Origin of the sequence: Flavobacterium adiutor (genome assembly GCF_048282555.1) — a bacterium.
In the GTDB taxonomy this organism is placed as follows: domain Bacteria; phylum Bacteroidota; class Bacteroidia; order Flavobacteriales; family Flavobacteriaceae; genus Flavobacterium.
Map to the genome: position 1 here is coordinate 3871813 of NZ_CP182487.1, position 17626 is coordinate 3889438.

Here is a 17626-nt window from a genome sequence, read left to right on the forward strand (position 1 = left end):
AAAACCGTCAAAATAAAATTCTGACGGTTTTCTAAAATATGATTTTACGTAAAAAATTATACGTGCAAAGCTCTGTTTTCAGTAGCAGCTAATGCTGCTTCTTTTATCGCTTCCGCAAAAGTTGGATGTGCGTGGCTCATTCTTGAAATATCTTCAGCTGAAGCTTTGAATTCCATTGCAGTAACCGCTTCAGCAATTAAATCTGCTGTACGGGCACCAATCATGTGAACACCTAAAACCTCATCTGTTTTCTCATCTGCAAGGATTTTTACAAATCCGTCTAAGTCAGCACTTGCTCTTGCACGTCCTAAAGCTTTGAATGGGAAACTTCCAGATTTGTATTTAACTCCAGCCGCTTTCAATTGCTCCTCAGTTTGTCCAACTGCGGCAACCTCTGGCCAAGTGTAAACTACACCAGGGATTAAGTTATAATCGATATGTGGTTTTTGACCTGCTAAAATTTCAGCAACCATTACTCCTTCTTCTTCCGCTTTGTGTGCTAACATGGCTCCACGAACAACATCTCCAATTGCATAGATATTTGGAACACTTGTTTGTAAATGATCGTTTACTTCGACTTGTCCTCTGTCTGAAATTTTAACTCCGGCTTTGTCCGCATTCAATCCGTCTGTGTAAGGACGGCGACCAACGGAAACTAATGAATAATCTCCTTCCAGCGTAATCGTTTCTCCTTTTGCGTTTTCAGCCTGAACAACAACAGCATCACCGTTTCTTTCAACTGATTTTACTTTGTGAGAAACATAGAATTTCATTCCTTGTTTTTTCAATACTTTTGTCAATTCTTTAGAAAGAGCTCCATCCATTCCAGGAATAATTCTGTCCATGAATTCTACTACTGAAACCTGAGCTCCTAAACGAAGATACACTTGTCCAAGCTCGATTCCGATAACTCCACCACCAATGATAACCAAGTGTTTTGGAACTTCTTTTAAAGCCAAAGCTTCAGTAGAAGTGATGATTCTTTCTTTGTCAATTTTGATAAAAGGTAAAGAAGATGGCTTTGATCCTGTGGCAATTACCGTATATTTTGCTTCGATAGTTTCAGATGTTCCATCAGCTTTTGCAACAGCAATGTGTGTTGCGTCTACAAAAGAACCTAAACCATTGAAAACAGTAATTTTATTTTTATCCATTAAGTAGTTGATTCCGCCTACGGTCTGATCTACAACGGCTTGTTTACGCGCAATCATTTTCTCTAAATTGATTTTTACATCACCAGAAACTTCAATTCCGTGATCTGCAAAATGAGCAATTTCAGCATAATGATGAGAAGATGATAATAATGCTTTTGAGGGAATACAACCTACGTTAAGGCAAGTTCCGCCTAATGAATTATATTTTTCTACAATTGCAGTTTTGAAACCTAATTGTGCGCAACGAATTGCTGATACATATCCTCCAGGACCTGAACCTATAATGACTACGTCAAATGAACTCATAGTATTTGTTTTTATTTTAGCGGTTACAAAATTAAGGAATAAAGTTTTGTTTGAAGTTTAAAGCTTCAGGTTTTTTGTTATGATTTATTTAATTTTTAAAAAGAAAGTGATTCTTTTTTGATTTTTTGATTAATGAATTTGGATTTTATAAAACCTGTAAATTGATTCCCGAAAGATTAAAAATTTTTAGCAAGAAAATTTAGTGAATTTTATTAAAGTTAAAACTCAGGGTTTTCTTTGAGGATTTCTTGAGGTATGGAAAACAGAATGAATGATTACTTCGCTTTGAATAATTTCATAAATAATAACAAATGGAAACTTAACCAATATTAATTCGCGATAACCTAGATTCCTTTTTATTTCGTACAATGCTGGATTTGTTTTTAAAACCTTGAAATAAGATTTTAAATAAGTTAGAAATTTTTTCCCTAAACCTTTACTTCTGCTTTCGTAAAATTCAATAGATTCATCAATTTCTTTTTCTGCTAACGGTAAAATAGTAATGCTAAAAGCCATACTTAGCATTCAGACGTTTTTCCACTTCCTCCCAGGAACTAGACTGATTTTCTCCGGAAATATATTTTTGTCTTTCTTCATTAACCAAATCATAATGCGAATCAGGAACAATTGACTTTTTTTCTTCATTATTTATAGCATCGAAAAAACTTTCTAATATTTCCAATTTAGAATCATCATCTATGAATTTCCCAAAATCTTTTATAAGCTTGAGTCTTAATTCTTTTGTTTGCATTATCCTTATCATTTTAAATCAAATTTAATGTTTTTTAGTTTTGAATTGAGAATTGACACGTGAATTTAACTCTAGGTCACAATGACTACACAAAGTTTTTTAAACGAAGATTTAAAAATATTTAAGCTAATACACTTAGATTCTATTGACAATTAAATCTACCAAATCCTGGAGAATCTAATTGAAAAAACATATAAACCTACTCAGTCAGTTGCAAAAAAAAATCCGTTCCGAAATTAATATAAAGAACGGTTTTTTAAATATAATTTTAAATTCTAACTTACAACTTCTCAACAAAGTTCAGCTTACTATTTTTCCGACTATACGTAAAGTAAATCAATAGTCCGATCAACAACCAAATTGTGAAGTAAATCCAGTTCCATACACTTAATTCTGCCATCATATATAGACAACATATAAGTCCTAAAAGTGGAATTAAAGACAGTTTTTTTCTGAATGCCCAAACGGCTAATCCCATCAAAACAAAAAGAAAAATCCACATTGGAATTTTATGTTTGAATAAGCTGAAACCTGATTCGTATTTTAGCGAATCATTAATTGGCAATCCTTTTACTACTTCTTCATACTTGGTTTCATTGTCCTGATATTGACTTAATAAATGTTCCAAATCAGATGTTTCAGCAGTTTTATTTTTACTATCAATACTTTCTAAGTAATTCAGAACTTTTGTTGATTCTTCTTTATTTAATGACGTAATAATAGTTGTTGCGTCAAAAGTCTGCGCTTCATTATTAATAAAAGACATTGTAGCTTTAGTATTGAAAGCGAAAGCATAATACAATCCTGCAATCATTAAAACTGGCAAAATGTATTTGGAATTGATGTAAGGCGTTTTGAATTTTCCCCTTGGAATTTCTGGTTTATTCTGCAATACTAAAACTCCGGCACAAACTAGTACAAAAGCAAACAAGGTTCCGATACTGCATAGATCGGTTACCATCGTCAGATTTAAAAATAAAGCCGGAACTGCGACTACAAAACCTGTTACAATGGTAGCAAAAGAAGGTGTTTTGAATTTTGGGTGTACTGTAGAAAATTTTTTTGGCAATAATCCATCTCGGCTCATACTCATCCAGATACGAGGCTGACCCATCTGAAAAACCAGTAAAACACTTGCCATTGCAATAACTGCACTTACTGCAATAATGCCGGACATCCATTTTAAGTCTAATTTTTCAAAAACAAATGCTAAAGGATCGCCAACATTTAATTCGTTATACCTGACCATTCCGGTTAAAACCAATGCGATAGCAATGTATAAAATGGTACAGATGATAATTGCCCACATCATTCCTCGTGGTAAATCACGCTGTGGGTTTTTACATTCTTCTGCCGTTGTTGAAATGGCATCAAAACCTATGTAAGCAAAGAAAACTGCCGAAACTCCTTTTAAAACTCCACTTACACCATTTGGCGCAAACGGATCCCAATTGGTCGTATCCACATAAAAAACTCCAACTGCAATTACTAAAAGTACAATACAAAGTTTCACCACTACCATTAGATTACTGGCATTACGCGATTCCTTCATTCCGCGATACACCAAGGCGGTAATCAATACAATAATAAACAAGGCCGGCAAATCTGCGACAAAATGGAAAGAACCAATCGTTGGTGCTGTTTTCCAGGCTGTATAAGCTGCCTGTAATCCTGTGTCTAAATTTTCAAAAGTTTTCCCTCCCTGCATCAGGCCCATTGCGTCTTTAAAACCGTTTGAAGCCGTTAAATAATCCATCTGAATCCATTGGGGCAAATTAACTCCCTGGCTTTGAAGTAGTCCTGTAAAATAATCACTCCACGATATAGCAACCGTTATATTTCCTACGGCATATTCCATAATTAAAGCCCAGCCAATAATCCAGGCAATTAATTCGCCGAAAGCTACATAAGAATAAGTGTAAGCACTTCCGGAAACCGGAACCATCGATGCAAATTCGGCGTAAGCAAAAGCTGCAAAACTACAGGCTAAAGCTGTAAAAAGAAATAGAAAAATAACCGCTGGACCGCCGTCAGCACTGGCTTTTCCGATGGTGCTAAAAATTCCTGCCCCAATTATAGCTGCAATTCCAAAGGCGGTTAAGTCCTTTGCAGTTAAATGCTTCCCTAATGCATTATGACCATCTGCTTCATTCTTTGCAACCTGGTTTAAAATATCCTGTACTGTTTTCTTGCGGAATAAACCTGACAACGCCATATGTGATTCTGGTTTTAAATTGATAAATTTCAGACTTTGCGCTTTTATTTTGCAAATAATGCAAAAATTATCCTGAAATCAAATATATAAAACGATTTTGTTTATCTGACTTATTTTTCGTCAAGAATTACAGAAATTTTCTTAATTATATTTATGGAGAAATATGTCGCTTTTTTAGGATAATAAACTTATAATCATTTAATTTGAAGTTAATTATATTCTCTGGAGCACTTAGCAAGAAATGTAAATATCTCTTTTTCTTGAAAACTGCTTACTACTAAAATCCTATTTAATGTAATATAAAGACAATTTTTATGGAAAAAATATCTAGACGTTCCTTTGTAAATAAATTGGGAATTGGTGTTGGCGCTTCAGCCATTTCAACAAGTCTTCCTTCTTTTTTATTAGCAGCAGAACCTGAACCTATTCCTTATAACGGAAAAAAAATAAACCTTGCCCTTTGCGGTTTAGGGATTTATGCCAATATAGTAGCTGAATCCATGCAGGGCTCTGAGTATTGTAATCTTGCAGGTATTGTGACCGGAACACCTTCTAAAGCCATCAAATGGAAAGAGAAATATAATATTCCTGAAAAGAATATCTATAATTATGAAAATTTTGACGAGATCATAAAAAACAAAGATATCGATATGGTTTACGTTATCCTGCCAAACAGCATGCATAAAGATTTCGTTATTCGTTCTGCAAAAGCGGGAAAGCATGTTATCACTGAAAAACCAATGGCAATTGATGTAAAAGAATGCGAAGAAATGATTAAAGCCTGCAATGATTATAAGGTGCAGTTAGCTATTGGATACCGCTTGCATTACGAGCCGACTCATTTAGAAATTAAGCGATTAGGGCAAGAGAAAGTTTTTGGACAGGTACGCTACATCGAATCATCTCTGGGGTATAGAACGTATGACACCGTTGCTAAAAAACCAGTGGATATAAATAGTCCGGCTAACTGGAGACTGAACAAAAAATTATCCGGAGGAGGGCCTTTAATGGATTTGGGGATTTACTGCATACAGGCCAGCCGCTATATTTTAGGAGAAGAACCCATTTCCGTTACTGCACAGTTTGGTACGATAAATGATAAAAACCGATTTTCAGAAACAGAGGAAAGCATCTCCTGGCAAATGGTATTTCCAAGCGGTGCTATGGCTAATGGCACTACCTCTTGTGGTTATAATATTGACCGGACTTATGCATCTGCTGATTATGGCTCTTTTGAATTAAGTCCTGGACTCAGTTATGGTCCTTATGAAGGAAAGACCTCAAAAGGTCCTCTTAAATTTCCTCCAATCAAACAACAGCAAAAACAATTGGATGAAATTTCTAAAGTGCTGCTGGCCAACAAAAAACTTCCTGATCACATTACGGGAGAAGAGGGATTGAAAGATATTAAGATTATTAATGCCATCTACAAAGCAGCTGAAACCGGAAAGAAGATTGCAATACTATAAATTTTCTCTCGCAGATTTAGCTGATATAGCTGATTTTATTGCAATGAAAAGATTATGCAGATTTTAGACAGTCTGCTAAATCTGCGAGAAACAAAAAATCATTTCGTTTTTGGCGTAAATCTTAGCGAAATTTGCGGTTAAACTTTACTTCAAACAGCTTCTCAAAATACTTACAGGATGTTGCGCTTCCCTACTCGTTCCGTCAAATATCTGATGACGACAGCTCGTTCCAGCAGCTGCAATTTTTACATTTTCGGCTGTATTACGAACTTTTGGAAATAAAGTATCTTCACCCATCTGCATGCTCACTTGGTAATGTTCTTTTTCATAACCAAAAGAGCCTGCCATTCCGCAGCAGCCTGAATTGTAAATCGTAACCGTGTTGTTTTTAGGCAGATTCAGCATGGCAAATGTCGCTTCAACAGAACTCAATGATTTCTGATGGCAGTGTCCGTGTATTTTAATTTCTTTCGTCTCTTCTGAAAATGAATCTGCTGTGATTTTTCCGTCGATGATTTCTTTTTTGAAGAATTCTTCAATTGTAAAAGCATTTTGGGACAATTTCTCAGCACCTTCTTTATCATCAGCCAAACGTAAGTATTCATCCCTAAAAGTCAAAATCGCGGAAGGTTCAATTCCGACCAAAGGTGCATTAGCTAAAACCAAATCTTTAAAAATGTTGACATTCTGATTGGCAATTTTCTTAGCCTCTTCTAAAAAACCTTTTGATAAATAAGCTCTTCCGCTTTCTTCATGATTTACGATTAAAACTTCGTAACCTAATTTCGTCAATAATTCAAAAGCATCAATTCCGATATTTACGTCGTAATAATTCGTGAATTCATCTACAAACAAATACAACCTTCCATTCGGGAAATCAGTTTTTTTTGGTTTATTATTGGCAAACCATTTCCTAAAAGTCTTTTTTGCCAATAACGGCACTTGTCTTTCTGGTGCAATTCCCATTGTTTTTTTCACCAATGACTGATTCGAAATAAAATTCGTAATCGACGGGAATTTACTTCCCATTTTGTTCAGTTTAGCGTTGTTGGCAAAAATCTTATTTCGGGTTGAGAATCCGTTTGCTTTTTGGTATTGGTATAAAAATTCGGCTTTTAAAGTGGCTAAATCCACATTACTCGGACATTCGCTGGCGCAGGCTTTACAACTTACACACAATTCAAAAACTTCGTATAATTCTTTCTGGTCGAATTTATTTTCTTTTTCAGAATACGTCAGATATTCCCGTAATGCATTAGCTCTCGCACGGGTAGTTTCCTTTTCATTTCTGGTCGCACGATAACTCGGACACATCGCTCCCCCTGCCGATGGTAATTTTCTGCAATCGCCCGAGCCGTTGCATTTTTCGGCAGCACGCAAAATTCCTAAACTGTCTGAAAAATCCTGAAACGTTTTAATATCCGGTTCAATTCTGCCTGAAACTACGCGATGATTTTCATCCATTTTCAAGGCATTGACAATCTTCCCGATATTCAAAACCGAATTTGGATCAAATGCCAGTTTGATTCTTTTCAGCAATTCGTAATTCTTATCGCCAATCATAAACGGAATAAACTCGCCACGCACGATTCCGTCACCATGTTCACCACTTAACGAACCTCTGTATTTTTTTACCAAATGTGCTACTTCTGTCGCAATGGTTCTGAATAATTTTAAATCTTCGGTCTTCTTTAAATTCAAAACCGGACGAAGGTGCAATTCCCCAGCTCCCGCATGTGCATAATAAATCGCTTCCTGTCCGTGACTTAACATCATCGCCGAAAACTCTGCAATATAGGCTGGTAAATCACTCAATTCAACCGCTGTATCTTCAATAGAGTCTGCTGCTTTATCATCACCTACAATACTTCCTAAAAGTCCGAGACCGGCTTTTCTTAGTTCGTTGGCTTTGTCAATATCAGCTCCGTAAATCTTTACATTGGCATAACCAAAATTGTTTTTTTCTAAATCAGCAATCAGGGCATCGGCTTGCTTTTCGGCTTCTTCGAAAGTATGGGCTGCCACTTCGAACATCATAATCGCTTTTGGTTCGCCTTGCAAAAAGAACCTGTTTTTTACATGTTCCCGATTCGTTTTGGTACAATCCAAAATTGTATCGTCGATCATTTCGCAGGTGTACAAATGATGTTTCATTGCTACGACAACCGACTCTAACGATTCCTGAATCGTATGATAATGTCCAACCACCATAATACTGTGTGGAGGCGGAAGATCATCCACTTTCAATGTCACTTCGGTTGTAAAAGCTAAAGTACCTTCGCTTCCGCAAAGCAGTTTCCCGAGGTTAATTGTCGGTTCTGTTCCGCCAAACAACTCCGATTTTAGCAGAATATCAACGGCATAACCGGTGTTTCTTCGGTGAATTTCAGGTTTTGGAAACTCCTTTATAATTTCTTCCTGATTTTCTTTTACTGAAAGCTCGTCGTAAATTGTTTTATATATTTTATTTTCTAAAGTATCGCCTTTTGTTTTTTCGATAAATTCAGCCGAAGTCAGGTCTTTAAAAACCACTTCAGAGCCGTCGCTCAAAATTGCTTTAACTTCAGCAATTTTATCACGTGTTACACCATACCGAATGGAAGTTGTCCCGGAAGAATTATTCCCCACCATACCGCCAATCATGGCGCGGTTTGAGGTTGATGTAATAGGGGCAAAAAATACACAGTGAGGCTTTAAGAATAAATTCAGCTCATCGCGAATAACACCGGGCTGAACGGTTACGGTTTTCTTTTGGGGATCAAACGAAATAATTTTAGTAAAATGCTTCGAAACATCAATTACCAATCCGTCTCCCACCGCCTGTCCTGCCAGCGAAGTTCCTGCAGTTCTTGGCGTAACCGACATATTATGACTGCCAGCAAACCTGATTAGTTTGACAATATCTTCGGTCGTTTTCGGGATAGCTACCGCATTGGGTTTAATTCGGTACACCGACGCATCGGTTGAATAAAGCGTTTTATGAAGATCATCATATAAAAGTGTTCCTTCTAATGATGCTGACAGTTGTTCTAACTCCTTAATTATTGACATTCTGATTTGAATTTATAAACTAAAACGGATGGTTTTTTCGGCTACAAAAATACTCTTATTTCCTTTGTTTTTATTCTAAATTAAGAAAATTGGGCACTGATTTTTCAATGTTTCCGGCAGAATACTGAGAACTCCTGCTTTATTTAAGATTTCAGTCCGTTTATTAAGTATGTTTTTTTTATTTATTTATTCGAATATAAAATATAGAGCAGAGTTCATTCGGCTCTGACAAGGATAAGTTTCATAGATCATCTTTTAATAGTATAAGCGATGACGAAGTAAAGTATCTAAAACCTCAATAATATTTTCTATATCATTCTCTGTTGTATCAATAGCGACACTGTTGTTATTGTACGGTCTGTATTTCTTCGGATTTGTAACACTGAATAAGCCTACAACAGGTACTTTGGCAGCACTGGCAAGATGCATGATTCCGCTGTCTGCTCCAATAAAAATGGATGTATTGGCAATAACGGCGGCTATTTCCCGAATATCCCTGCTATAAAAGGATGCAGCTTTGAAGCCGATTTGCGAAACATTTTCTACAGGCAAAATTTCTATAATAGTATGATCTGGAAAGCTAAGACACAGGTTTTCATAAAACCCTTCCCACCATGCAGTACAATGGCATTTATCTCCTGTGGCATAGGTAAATAAGCTGATTATCTTTTTGTCAACTGGCGCTATTTTTTGTAAAATTCTCTGACCATGTGACAGTTCTGAAGCATCTAATTTTAAATCCAGATTGGGTACTTTTTCATTCCAATCGAAAATAGTTTCAGAAGAAATTACAAACCGAAAATCATATACAGCTGTTTTGGCAACATGTTCAAAATCACAAAAAAAGGATGCTATAGATACATTCAGTGTGTCTCCAAAAAATTTAAACCTGCTATTTGAATATTGGGTTGATAATCTTCCTGATGATGAATTTCTATCTGCATTAATAGTCAGGTCATATTTAGTTCTTCGGATTTTTAACCAGGATTTCAGATATTGAAAAGGCTGTTTGAAAGGCTTTTTAGGAAGCTGAATAATAGTGTCAATAGTAGTATAGTTTTTAAAAATTTCAGGTGCGATATTGCCTTTTACAAATAAATCTATCTTACAATCGGGATATTTTGCAGAAACTTCCTGAAGCAATGGGGTAATTAGCAAAAGGTTTCCAAGCCTGTGATTTGGTCTGCAAATTAAAACCCTGTTTACATTTGTTATGGCATCGTTTTTTTGAAAGGATTGATTTTTATAACGAATGTTTTTAGTCAATGCTTTCTTGATCGATTTTCTCACTTCATTAACTTTTCGTTTAAATTTTATTTTGCTCATGCCGTATTATTTACTCATATATGTTTTATCGTATAAAAATCAGATGATTACAACGAGGTAACATTAGTTCTGTTTTAATTGAGATTTAAAAGTAAGTGTACATTTATCTATGTATGCACATCAATCGACTTAACGAGAAATTTTATAGACGAATAATGTAATTTGATAATAATAAGTAAGATTAGTATTTAAGTTACAGAGATCGGGTTTTAGAAAATCAATTTCCAAACGTATATCGCAAAGTAAATCCTGAACTTATGGTAGTAAGTGGAAATGATGTTGAAATAACAGGCTTCGAAAACGAGTGATTGTAATAAAATACCATTGTTAAACTTTTACTTAGTGAATAATCTGCTGTAGTTTTTAAAGTCCATATATTTTGTCCGGCAACCAATTCATTGTTATCATAATCCAGATATCGCACAATAGTCTGATTGTTTCTCAGTGTTAAGTCGGCTTTGAGAATGATATCGCTTTTTATAGTATTGGTAGGATTATCAGCCAGTTTTGAGGTAAAAGTCACGTCTTTAATTCGATAACCAATACCCACAACATATTCAATCCCGTTTACTTCAGTCAAATTGTTGTTGTCAAAACTCATTGATAAGGTTCTGTCTTTATTAATTTGAGTTACGAGTTTTAAAGAATTTTTTAATTCAAAATCAACTTTTAAGAACGGATTAAATTGTTCTGTCAAAATCACATTAGACATTATAGTAGGGTTATAATAATTACCATTGTCATCCATTCCGTTGGGGTCTTTAGCATAATTATAATTTGAATTAAAGGCATTTACCGTATAAGTCGCCTGATAACTGTGCTGAAGGGAAAATCGTTTAAAAGTATCTTTAAAAAAAGCATATCGCATAAGACCATTATATTTTAATGACCAGTTTGGAATCGGAATATCCCTGAAAATTCCCAATGCTGCATGATCAGCATCAGTTCCTGTGTAAGCAGCAAGAAAAGAAGCAAGTAAAACAGCCTGGTTCGTACTGCCATATCCTAAAGGAAACCCGTCAGTACCAATATTGGAACTATTATTTATATTAATCCCTCTTTGAGTGGCGAGCCTGTTGGCAATCGTAATTCGGTTTTTTCTAAAGGTTTCAAAAACTTCAGAGCCATTTTCATCGCTGGCAAAAAATGCTGTTTTGATCAATACGGTAGAAATGGCAAAAGTCCCTGAGGTATAAGGCGATCTTGAGTTGTAGTTACCATTGCTGACATCATATTGTTCTGAAAAATTTTCTGAATAAGTTCTGCTTGCTGATAAATCAATCTTTAAATCTGGTATAGGTTCTATATTGGCGACACCTTTAAAAATCTGGTTTTTTGAAGTAGCAAAATTTTGATTGAATTCCTGATAAGTCGTTAACCAGCCTTTTTTAGCAGCTTCGTCACGAATGTCGCTTTGACTTCCAAAAATAAATCCTAAAGTTGGTTTTGAAAACCCCATGAAACCGGAAGTTGGAAGATAACCAGGCAAAACAGTACCATTGTTTTCACTAAAATTCAGGGTAATATTTTTTACACTCGTCAGAACGCTATAAAGATTTTTAAAAAAAGAATTTCGGTTCCTTTTTTCAGGAACATCTCTACTGACTATTTTTTCTCCGGGTTTTATCGGAGTTGTTTTCTTGGGAGCATTTTTGGGAGTACTGGTTTGTGAAATACCTATATATTTATAAAAAGTTTCCATGTTGAAAGAAGCAGTTAAGTTGCCTGTACTGGCATTTTGAACAGTATTACCCAGATTATACGTAATGCCGTCAACTTCAATTTCTGTTAATGCTTCCGAAGACCGCTGCCAGCTGTAATCTCCTGTGTAGGACAAATTGGCTTTTACAAAACTAAATACCGGAATTTTATTAATGGGGATTTCATAATTTACGACCAGCTTTTGTACATGTTTATTAGGCTCTCCCGGATTAAAATAATGATCCGAAATTTTAAAACCATCAATAGTTTTATTATCGCTGGTCATATAATTTTTGACAATATTGCTGGTCGATGAAGTAAAGTTCAATTTCAAAGATTTGGTCAGGTTAAAAGTAAAACCATACTGAATATTGAATTCAAAATTTCTGCTGAAAGAAGTTTCCAATGGAATTCCTTCAACTTCAGTCTGTCTGAATTGCTGTTGGCTGGACTGCCTGATAATATTGGTACTGAATGTAATATTAGAAGGCATATAATTAAAGTTAAAATCACTCAGAAGCTTCCAGTAATTATTCTTCTTCATAAATTTTGTTTTTGCAAAAGGTTCAATGTTTCTGGACTCTATATTAAAATCATAATTTAAGGCAGTATTGCTTCTTTGATCAACATAACTCTCTCTTTCATAATCATGACTATACGTTTCGCTGAAGGATTGAGAGAATGTAAAGTTTTCAATATCATAAACATGTGCTTTTTTTTCGGGTTTTCTTTCTTTTCGGATACCTATAAAGTTAATGCTTGTGGTTTTAGTATAATCAATCGCCCTGTTTTTGATATTGGCTTTTTCCTGTTCCGTTTGTGCAGCATTTAGCATAGTTTCCAACGTAATATCCGGATTTTCGGGATCGTATTTTGGAGTAATTGTTGTTTCAGAAGTAGCATAATTAAAAGGTAAATTAATGCCCCATGTTTTTGGCAACAGTTTACCAAAATTGACATTAGTAAGCAGGCTGTATTGCTGAAGATCTTCCTGACTTCGTTCGACTGATGTTTGCTGTAAAGCCCCAAAACCAGTCGTACTCATTTTTCCGGTAGCCGAAATGGTCGCAAAATCGGCAAGATTAGTGTCGAGATTTACTACGGTAGCCATTCCGCCTGAATTATCCAAATCTGCCAGGCGCAGTTCATTAAACCAGACTTCTCCCTTAATATCCTGCTGTTGATCGCTATTTTTAATTCCAATCATCAAAGTCCGGACATATCCTAAATTGGGACTCCCTTTTACGCCCAATCGCAGCTTATTGACCTTGCTGCTTAATGAAGGATCTAATTTTTCATTGTCTTCATCCAAAAAGTAAATCCCGTCAGCAGGAAGATCAGCAGTGGCTATTTTTTTTGACAGCATTTTAAGCTGTGATAATAGCGATAAAGACAAATCGATTTCATTGCTTTCTGGCCAGACCAATTCAGAGCTCAAAGTTGAACAATTAGAAGACGATGTAACCTTTAGCGGAATTTCTATCTGATAAAAATTTTCGGTGTAATCATTTCCTAACCTTATAAAAGCAGTCATCTGATTGTCTGAAAGCGGTATTTGCCCGGTGAGCGATTCGGCATGCAGGAACATTTTCAGTTTTTTATACTGACGCATATCCATACTGATGCTTTTGTAAACCGCACGGGAATCATTAGGTTCTAATCCTTTTCCGGAAACTTTTAAGCCTAAAGACTGTTCGTTTTGGTAAATCAGCGTGTTTCCGCTATAGGATTGTTCTCTTTGAACTCCGGGGGGGAGTACATAATTTACTGGACATTTTCCGTCGTTTTCCTCAATATTTACGGCAAGGACATCAAGTTCGGTATTGTCATCATCAGTATTGGTATCCTTTGCATCCAATGTTTCAGTGTACGTTCGCCATTCGCCTCTTTGCAGATCCAATGACCCAAAACGAAGCGTTACAGGTTCGCTGAAACCGGTCATAAACATTCGCATAAAACGTATTGAAGTAAAATCAGAGATGCTGCCAATCGTATTTTCGGGCTGCGAAACCGGAATCTTAAACTGAATCCATCGTGCTTCTGTAGTAGTACCGTTGACGAGGGTAACCTGCGTATTTCGAATATCGGTAATATAGTTTTGACCAATTTCCATATTGGCTTTCATATCAATACTATATTCATAATAGGCATTGACGGTATTCATGGTAAAATCGCCATTTATATCTTCAGTGTTTGGCAATGTCGAAGATCCCTGATTGTCATCATCTGCGCTTACGGGTGAGTTTCCTTCTGTTCCGTTGTATTTTTTATATCGTTCTAAAATATCGCCACTGGTGTTAAGATAATACGTATAATCGTCTGCTGCGGGGTCAGATTCAGAGGCATAATTGGTATAGATTTGAGCCTCCTGATTGCCTTTTAAACCATCTAAACCAACATCCTGATTTGAACGGTTTGCCGCATCGGTATCAAAAGCATAAGTCAGAGATTGCGAGGCAGGAACGTCTCCCCAGATTCCGCGTGGCGTTACCATTAATTGGTCAGTCCCAAGCCCGTTTTCATATTGTTTTCTTCCGTCTTTCAGAATGTCTTCTGAAATTTCGCCCAAATTAAAATACAGTTTCCCGGAGTTACTAGCACTCGTTTTCCCGTTCCCTACATAAGGATCTAAAACCCAAAATTGAATATACTGCACATTTCCCTGTTCAAAATTGGTCGTGTTTAAAGCTCTCATAATACCTCCAAAATTTTCTTTTGGTGAAGAAGCAAAATCTAATGCGTTGTTGTAAGGACCTCTTTCTGAAGGATAATAACTTAAATCTAAAGTATTGACGACAAGAGATTGTCCGCTTGCAGTTTCTGTGTTTGGATATAATTCTTCAGTATAAATTCTTCTGGTAGAATTCAGTGAAAGATCGTCATTTGAAATTCCGGAAGGCTTAGAAGTATAAAAAACAGGATCGATAGTGTACCAGGCCAGCTTTGCCCTTTTATATCCATAACTTAAATCATTGGCACTTTCGTTAAAATTATACATACTCGATGCGGTATTACCGGGTGTCGATGCAAGGCTCCAGGAATAAGCAGAACTTAAATCTATAGTAGATGCAGTCGTTTCAAAATCGTCTACATAAATGGTCGATTCTCCTTCAAAATCACTCGCTTTTGCTGTGTTGGGCTTTAAAAAAGCAACTTCGCCCCGAACTGAAATATTCGAGGGAACATCAGTATCGATATTCGGTAGCTTATTAACCAGTCTGGTAAAGAAAGGCACTTCGCTGGAAAAATTTGTATTCAGTCCAAAAATGGTATTATCAACAGACTCCTGACCATAAACCGATTTTTGAGTATATGGTTTTTCGGTATATTTTAAATAAGTGGCACCAATAGTAAACTGGTCCGATATTTTATGATCGACATTAAAACCGATAAAGCTTTTAGTCTGCTGTCCAAAAACAGTATTATTTTCTAAGGTTACCGTAATGCTTGCATTGGAAGCCAATAATGCTTCATCCAGAATATGCACTTTCCCTAGCTGGTAGTCAACGCTGTAATCAATTCCTTCAGCCAGAGTTCGCCCATCGGCGGTAACCACTACAGACCCTTTAGCTACGTTGATTGAACCTATCGAAATTCCGTCTGAGCCAGACGATTTATATTTTCCTTTTAATAAATATTTGTTTTTATCACTGTCCTGCAAAGCACCGGTTTGGGTGTTGTTGTACAAACTTCTGAAAACATATTTTTTCTGATTGGCATTATAAGAAGCTGTATTGTTATAATCTTCTGCTGTGCTTGTAGCCAGTTTTTTAAAAATCAGTTCACCAAAAGGCTCTTTGGTCGTAAAAATAATTCGCCCGTTTGACGAGTCTATTGTTATTCCGGAAACGAAATCAAAAAGACCGTCTCCGCCATCCTGAGGATCGTTATTCGAATTTAACCGGTCCATATTAAAAACTTTTAATAATGGTGTTTCGGCAACTTTGTTTTCATCTGTTGGATTTGAAGGAAAAGCAGTTACAGGCATGATGTAATTGAGCTGGGAAGGATCTGTGTAAAGAATATTAAATTTGAAATCTTCCTGTGCAATTTGATAGGCTCCTGGAATCTGATAAATATTTTTCATCATTAAATTCCAGACCGGATTTTTGATGTTGACCAGACTGCTTTTTAGCATTTTCAGGACTAAACTTTGTGTGGTAACCGTTTCAGAATCGGTAACTACGGTCGCATCAACACCATCACCTGCAAATTCTCCAACCTGATACACCTGATCGCCTAAAGTGTACTGATAAGCAACAGCCAGAACTTCGTCATTAGCCAGTTTTTGGGTTAACGAAATGTAGCCTAATTGTTTGTTCAGCGTATATTCTGTAGCACTTAACTTTCTTGCATTTTCGAGTTTTGAATAATCCTGACCTTCTTTGACAGTAACATTAAATCCGGATGCTGAAGTTGCAATTTCACGAATATTACTGTTGAGCAAACCGCTCCCAGATTTAATTTGTGCAGGATCATAATCATTATTTGAATTATCCGAAGGTGAATCGGCCGGATTATTGAACATTCCCGTTGGAGGACTTAAAACCACAACCTGATCGTCGTTAAGACCTGTTAATTGTGATTCTCCTAAATCCTGAATGGCGACTATATTTCTTAAATTATTCGCTGTGCTGCTAACGTGGCTTTGTTTGTTTGTAACCCAGACTTCGATTCTTGAAATTTGGATCCGGCTATTTATTAAAGGATAATTTTTAAGAGTAGCATCATATTTATTCCTGAAATATTGTGATAAAAAAAAGTGTCTGTTACTGTCATAGTCAAAGGCATACAAATTAAACTCCTGAACCGCTCCGCCACCCTCTGCACTCACTGTTTTGGTTTCTGATTTTTGTTGTGAGAAGACCCCGGTAACTGTTGTTTTTCCGAATTGCAATTGTGTCTTTACACCAAATAAATTTTGTGCTCCGGTAATGAGGGTGCTGTTTAAAGGCATACTTACATTACCAACTTCAATTTTCTGCACAATATCATCTTCATCAGGCGTATATTCTAACTTGAATAAATTCTGAAAAGCAAATGTAGATTGTGTATCATAATTGACGTTTACATTCAGTCTGGTACCTATTTTACCTACTAATGCCATGCTAATGCGCTGATCAAAATCAAAAGTAAGACTGGATCTGTTGCTCGCCGATAATGCCGGATTTTCCTGTTTGGAATACAATAATCCCAAATCCATTTCTACAGATCCGGTGGGTTTTATATCAATGGTATTACTTCCGAATATCGATTCAAAAAGACCTGAATTAATGTAATATCTGGGTAATAAATCTTTTTTTGCAGATTCGGAATCCTTCTTTTTAGCATCAATAGCATCCGATTTCTTTTTGAAATAATCTCTTCTCGATTCTTTCAAAATCAGCTTTTCATATTCTGCAGGCGTTAGAACCAGAGGATATGAAATTGAAAAACCATCTACTGAACTGGTATAAACATACGTATTGGTAAATGAATTATAAGTATAAGCGGACAGGATGCTTTTTGGATTTTCAATTTCAATTTTCCCTACATCAAATCCAGTTTTTATAGTATCCTGAACTGTCTGGGCATTTGACATTAGGGCACAGAAAAATACCGGAAAAAAAAATAATTTTTTAATCATTTGCCAGATTCCGGTAACCTTTATTTA

The 17626-nt window shown here is 36.0% G+C and carries 8 protein-coding genes; 1 reads left to right on the forward strand and 7 read right to left on the reverse strand.

What is annotated here, in order from left to right:
- Positions 1-56: 56 nt before the first annotated feature.
- From lpdA to ACNC7R_RS16450, 4 genes are all read right to left on the reverse strand, one after another.
- Complete coding sequence (gene lpdA / locus ACNC7R_RS16435) at positions 57-1460, reverse strand: dihydrolipoyl dehydrogenase (protein WP_417942131.1); 1404 nt, start codon at positions 1458-1460, stop codon at positions 57-59.
- A gap of 225 nt (positions 1461-1685) precedes the next feature.
- Positions 1686-1976: a type II toxin-antitoxin system RelE/ParE family toxin gene (locus ACNC7R_RS16440; RefSeq protein ID WP_417942132.1), complete on the reverse strand. Its 291-nt coding sequence runs from the start codon at positions 1974-1976 to the stop codon at positions 1686-1688.
- Positions 1966-2211, reverse strand: coding sequence for a hypothetical protein (locus tag ACNC7R_RS16445; protein WP_417942133.1), 246 nt, complete (start codon positions 2209-2211; stop codon positions 1966-1968). Before ACNC7R_RS16445 ends, ACNC7R_RS16440 begins: the two co-directional genes overlap by 11 nt.
- Positions 2212-2491: 280 nt before the next feature.
- Complete coding sequence (locus ACNC7R_RS16450) at positions 2492-4426, reverse strand: amino acid permease (RefSeq protein WP_417942134.1); 1935 nt, start codon at positions 4424-4426, stop codon at positions 2492-2494.
- 314 nt (positions 4427-4740) lie between these two features.
- Between ACNC7R_RS16450 and ACNC7R_RS16455 the strand changes: the two genes are divergently transcribed.
- Positions 4741-5895, forward strand: a complete 1155-nt coding sequence (locus tag ACNC7R_RS16455; RefSeq protein WP_417942135.1) for a Gfo/Idh/MocA family oxidoreductase — start codon at positions 4741-4743, stop codon at positions 5893-5895.
- A 144-nt stretch (positions 5896-6039) separates the two neighbouring features.
- Here ACNC7R_RS16455 and ACNC7R_RS16460 read toward each other — a convergent pair whose 3' ends face one another.
- The 3 genes from ACNC7R_RS16460 to sprA all read right to left on the reverse strand — a co-directional run bounded on the left by ACNC7R_RS16460 (position 6040) and on the right by sprA (position 17599).
- Entirely contained in the window at positions 6040-8946 is a 2907-nt protein-coding gene (locus ACNC7R_RS16460) for an FAD-binding and (Fe-S)-binding domain-containing protein (RefSeq protein WP_417942136.1), read from the reverse strand.
- 255 nt (positions 8947-9201) lie between these two features.
- The gene (locus tag ACNC7R_RS16465; RefSeq protein WP_417942137.1) at positions 9202-10272 is read right to left on the reverse strand and encodes a glycosyltransferase family 9 protein; all 1071 of its coding nucleotides are present in this window, start codon (positions 10270-10272) and stop codon (positions 9202-9204) included.
- A gap of 217 nt (positions 10273-10489) precedes the next feature.
- On the reverse strand, positions 10490-17599 hold the full coding sequence (gene sprA / locus ACNC7R_RS16470) for a cell surface protein SprA (protein ID WP_417942138.1): 7110 nt from the start codon (positions 17597-17599) through the stop codon (positions 10490-10492).
- Between the last annotated feature and the right edge of the window lie 27 nt (positions 17600-17626).

What these genes read in the sequence shown, in the direction of transcription:
- ACNC7R_RS16455 (WP_417942135.1), top strand. Translation starts at nt 4,741, where the DNA reads ATGGAAAAAATATCTAGACGTTCCTTTGTAAATAAATTGGGAATTGGT.
- ACNC7R_RS16460 (WP_417942136.1), bottom strand. Translation starts at nt 8,946, where the DNA reads ATGTCAATAATTAAGGAGTTAGAACAACTGTCAGCATCATTAGAAGGA.
- ACNC7R_RS16445 (WP_417942133.1), bottom strand. Translation starts at nt 2,211, where the DNA reads ATGCAAACAAAAGAATTAAGACTCAAGCTTATAAAAGATTTTGGGAAA.
- ACNC7R_RS16450 (WP_417942134.1), bottom strand. Translation starts at nt 4,426, where the DNA reads ATGGCGTTGTCAGGTTTATTCCGCAAGAAAACAGTACAGGATATTTTA.
- lpdA (WP_417942131.1), bottom strand. Translation starts at nt 1,460, where the DNA reads ATGAGTTCATTTGACGTAGTCATTATAGGTTCAGGTCCTGGAGGATAT.
- ACNC7R_RS16465 (WP_417942137.1), bottom strand. Translation starts at nt 10,272, where the DNA reads ATGAGCAAAATAAAATTTAAACGAAAAGTTAATGAAGTGAGAAAATCG.
- sprA (WP_417942138.1), bottom strand. Translation starts at nt 17,599, where the DNA reads ATGATTAAAAAATTATTTTTTTTTCCGGTATTTTTCTGTGCCCTAATG.
- ACNC7R_RS16440 (WP_417942132.1), bottom strand. Translation starts at nt 1,976, where the DNA reads ATGGCTTTTAGCATTACTATTTTACCGTTAGCAGAAAAAGAAATTGAT.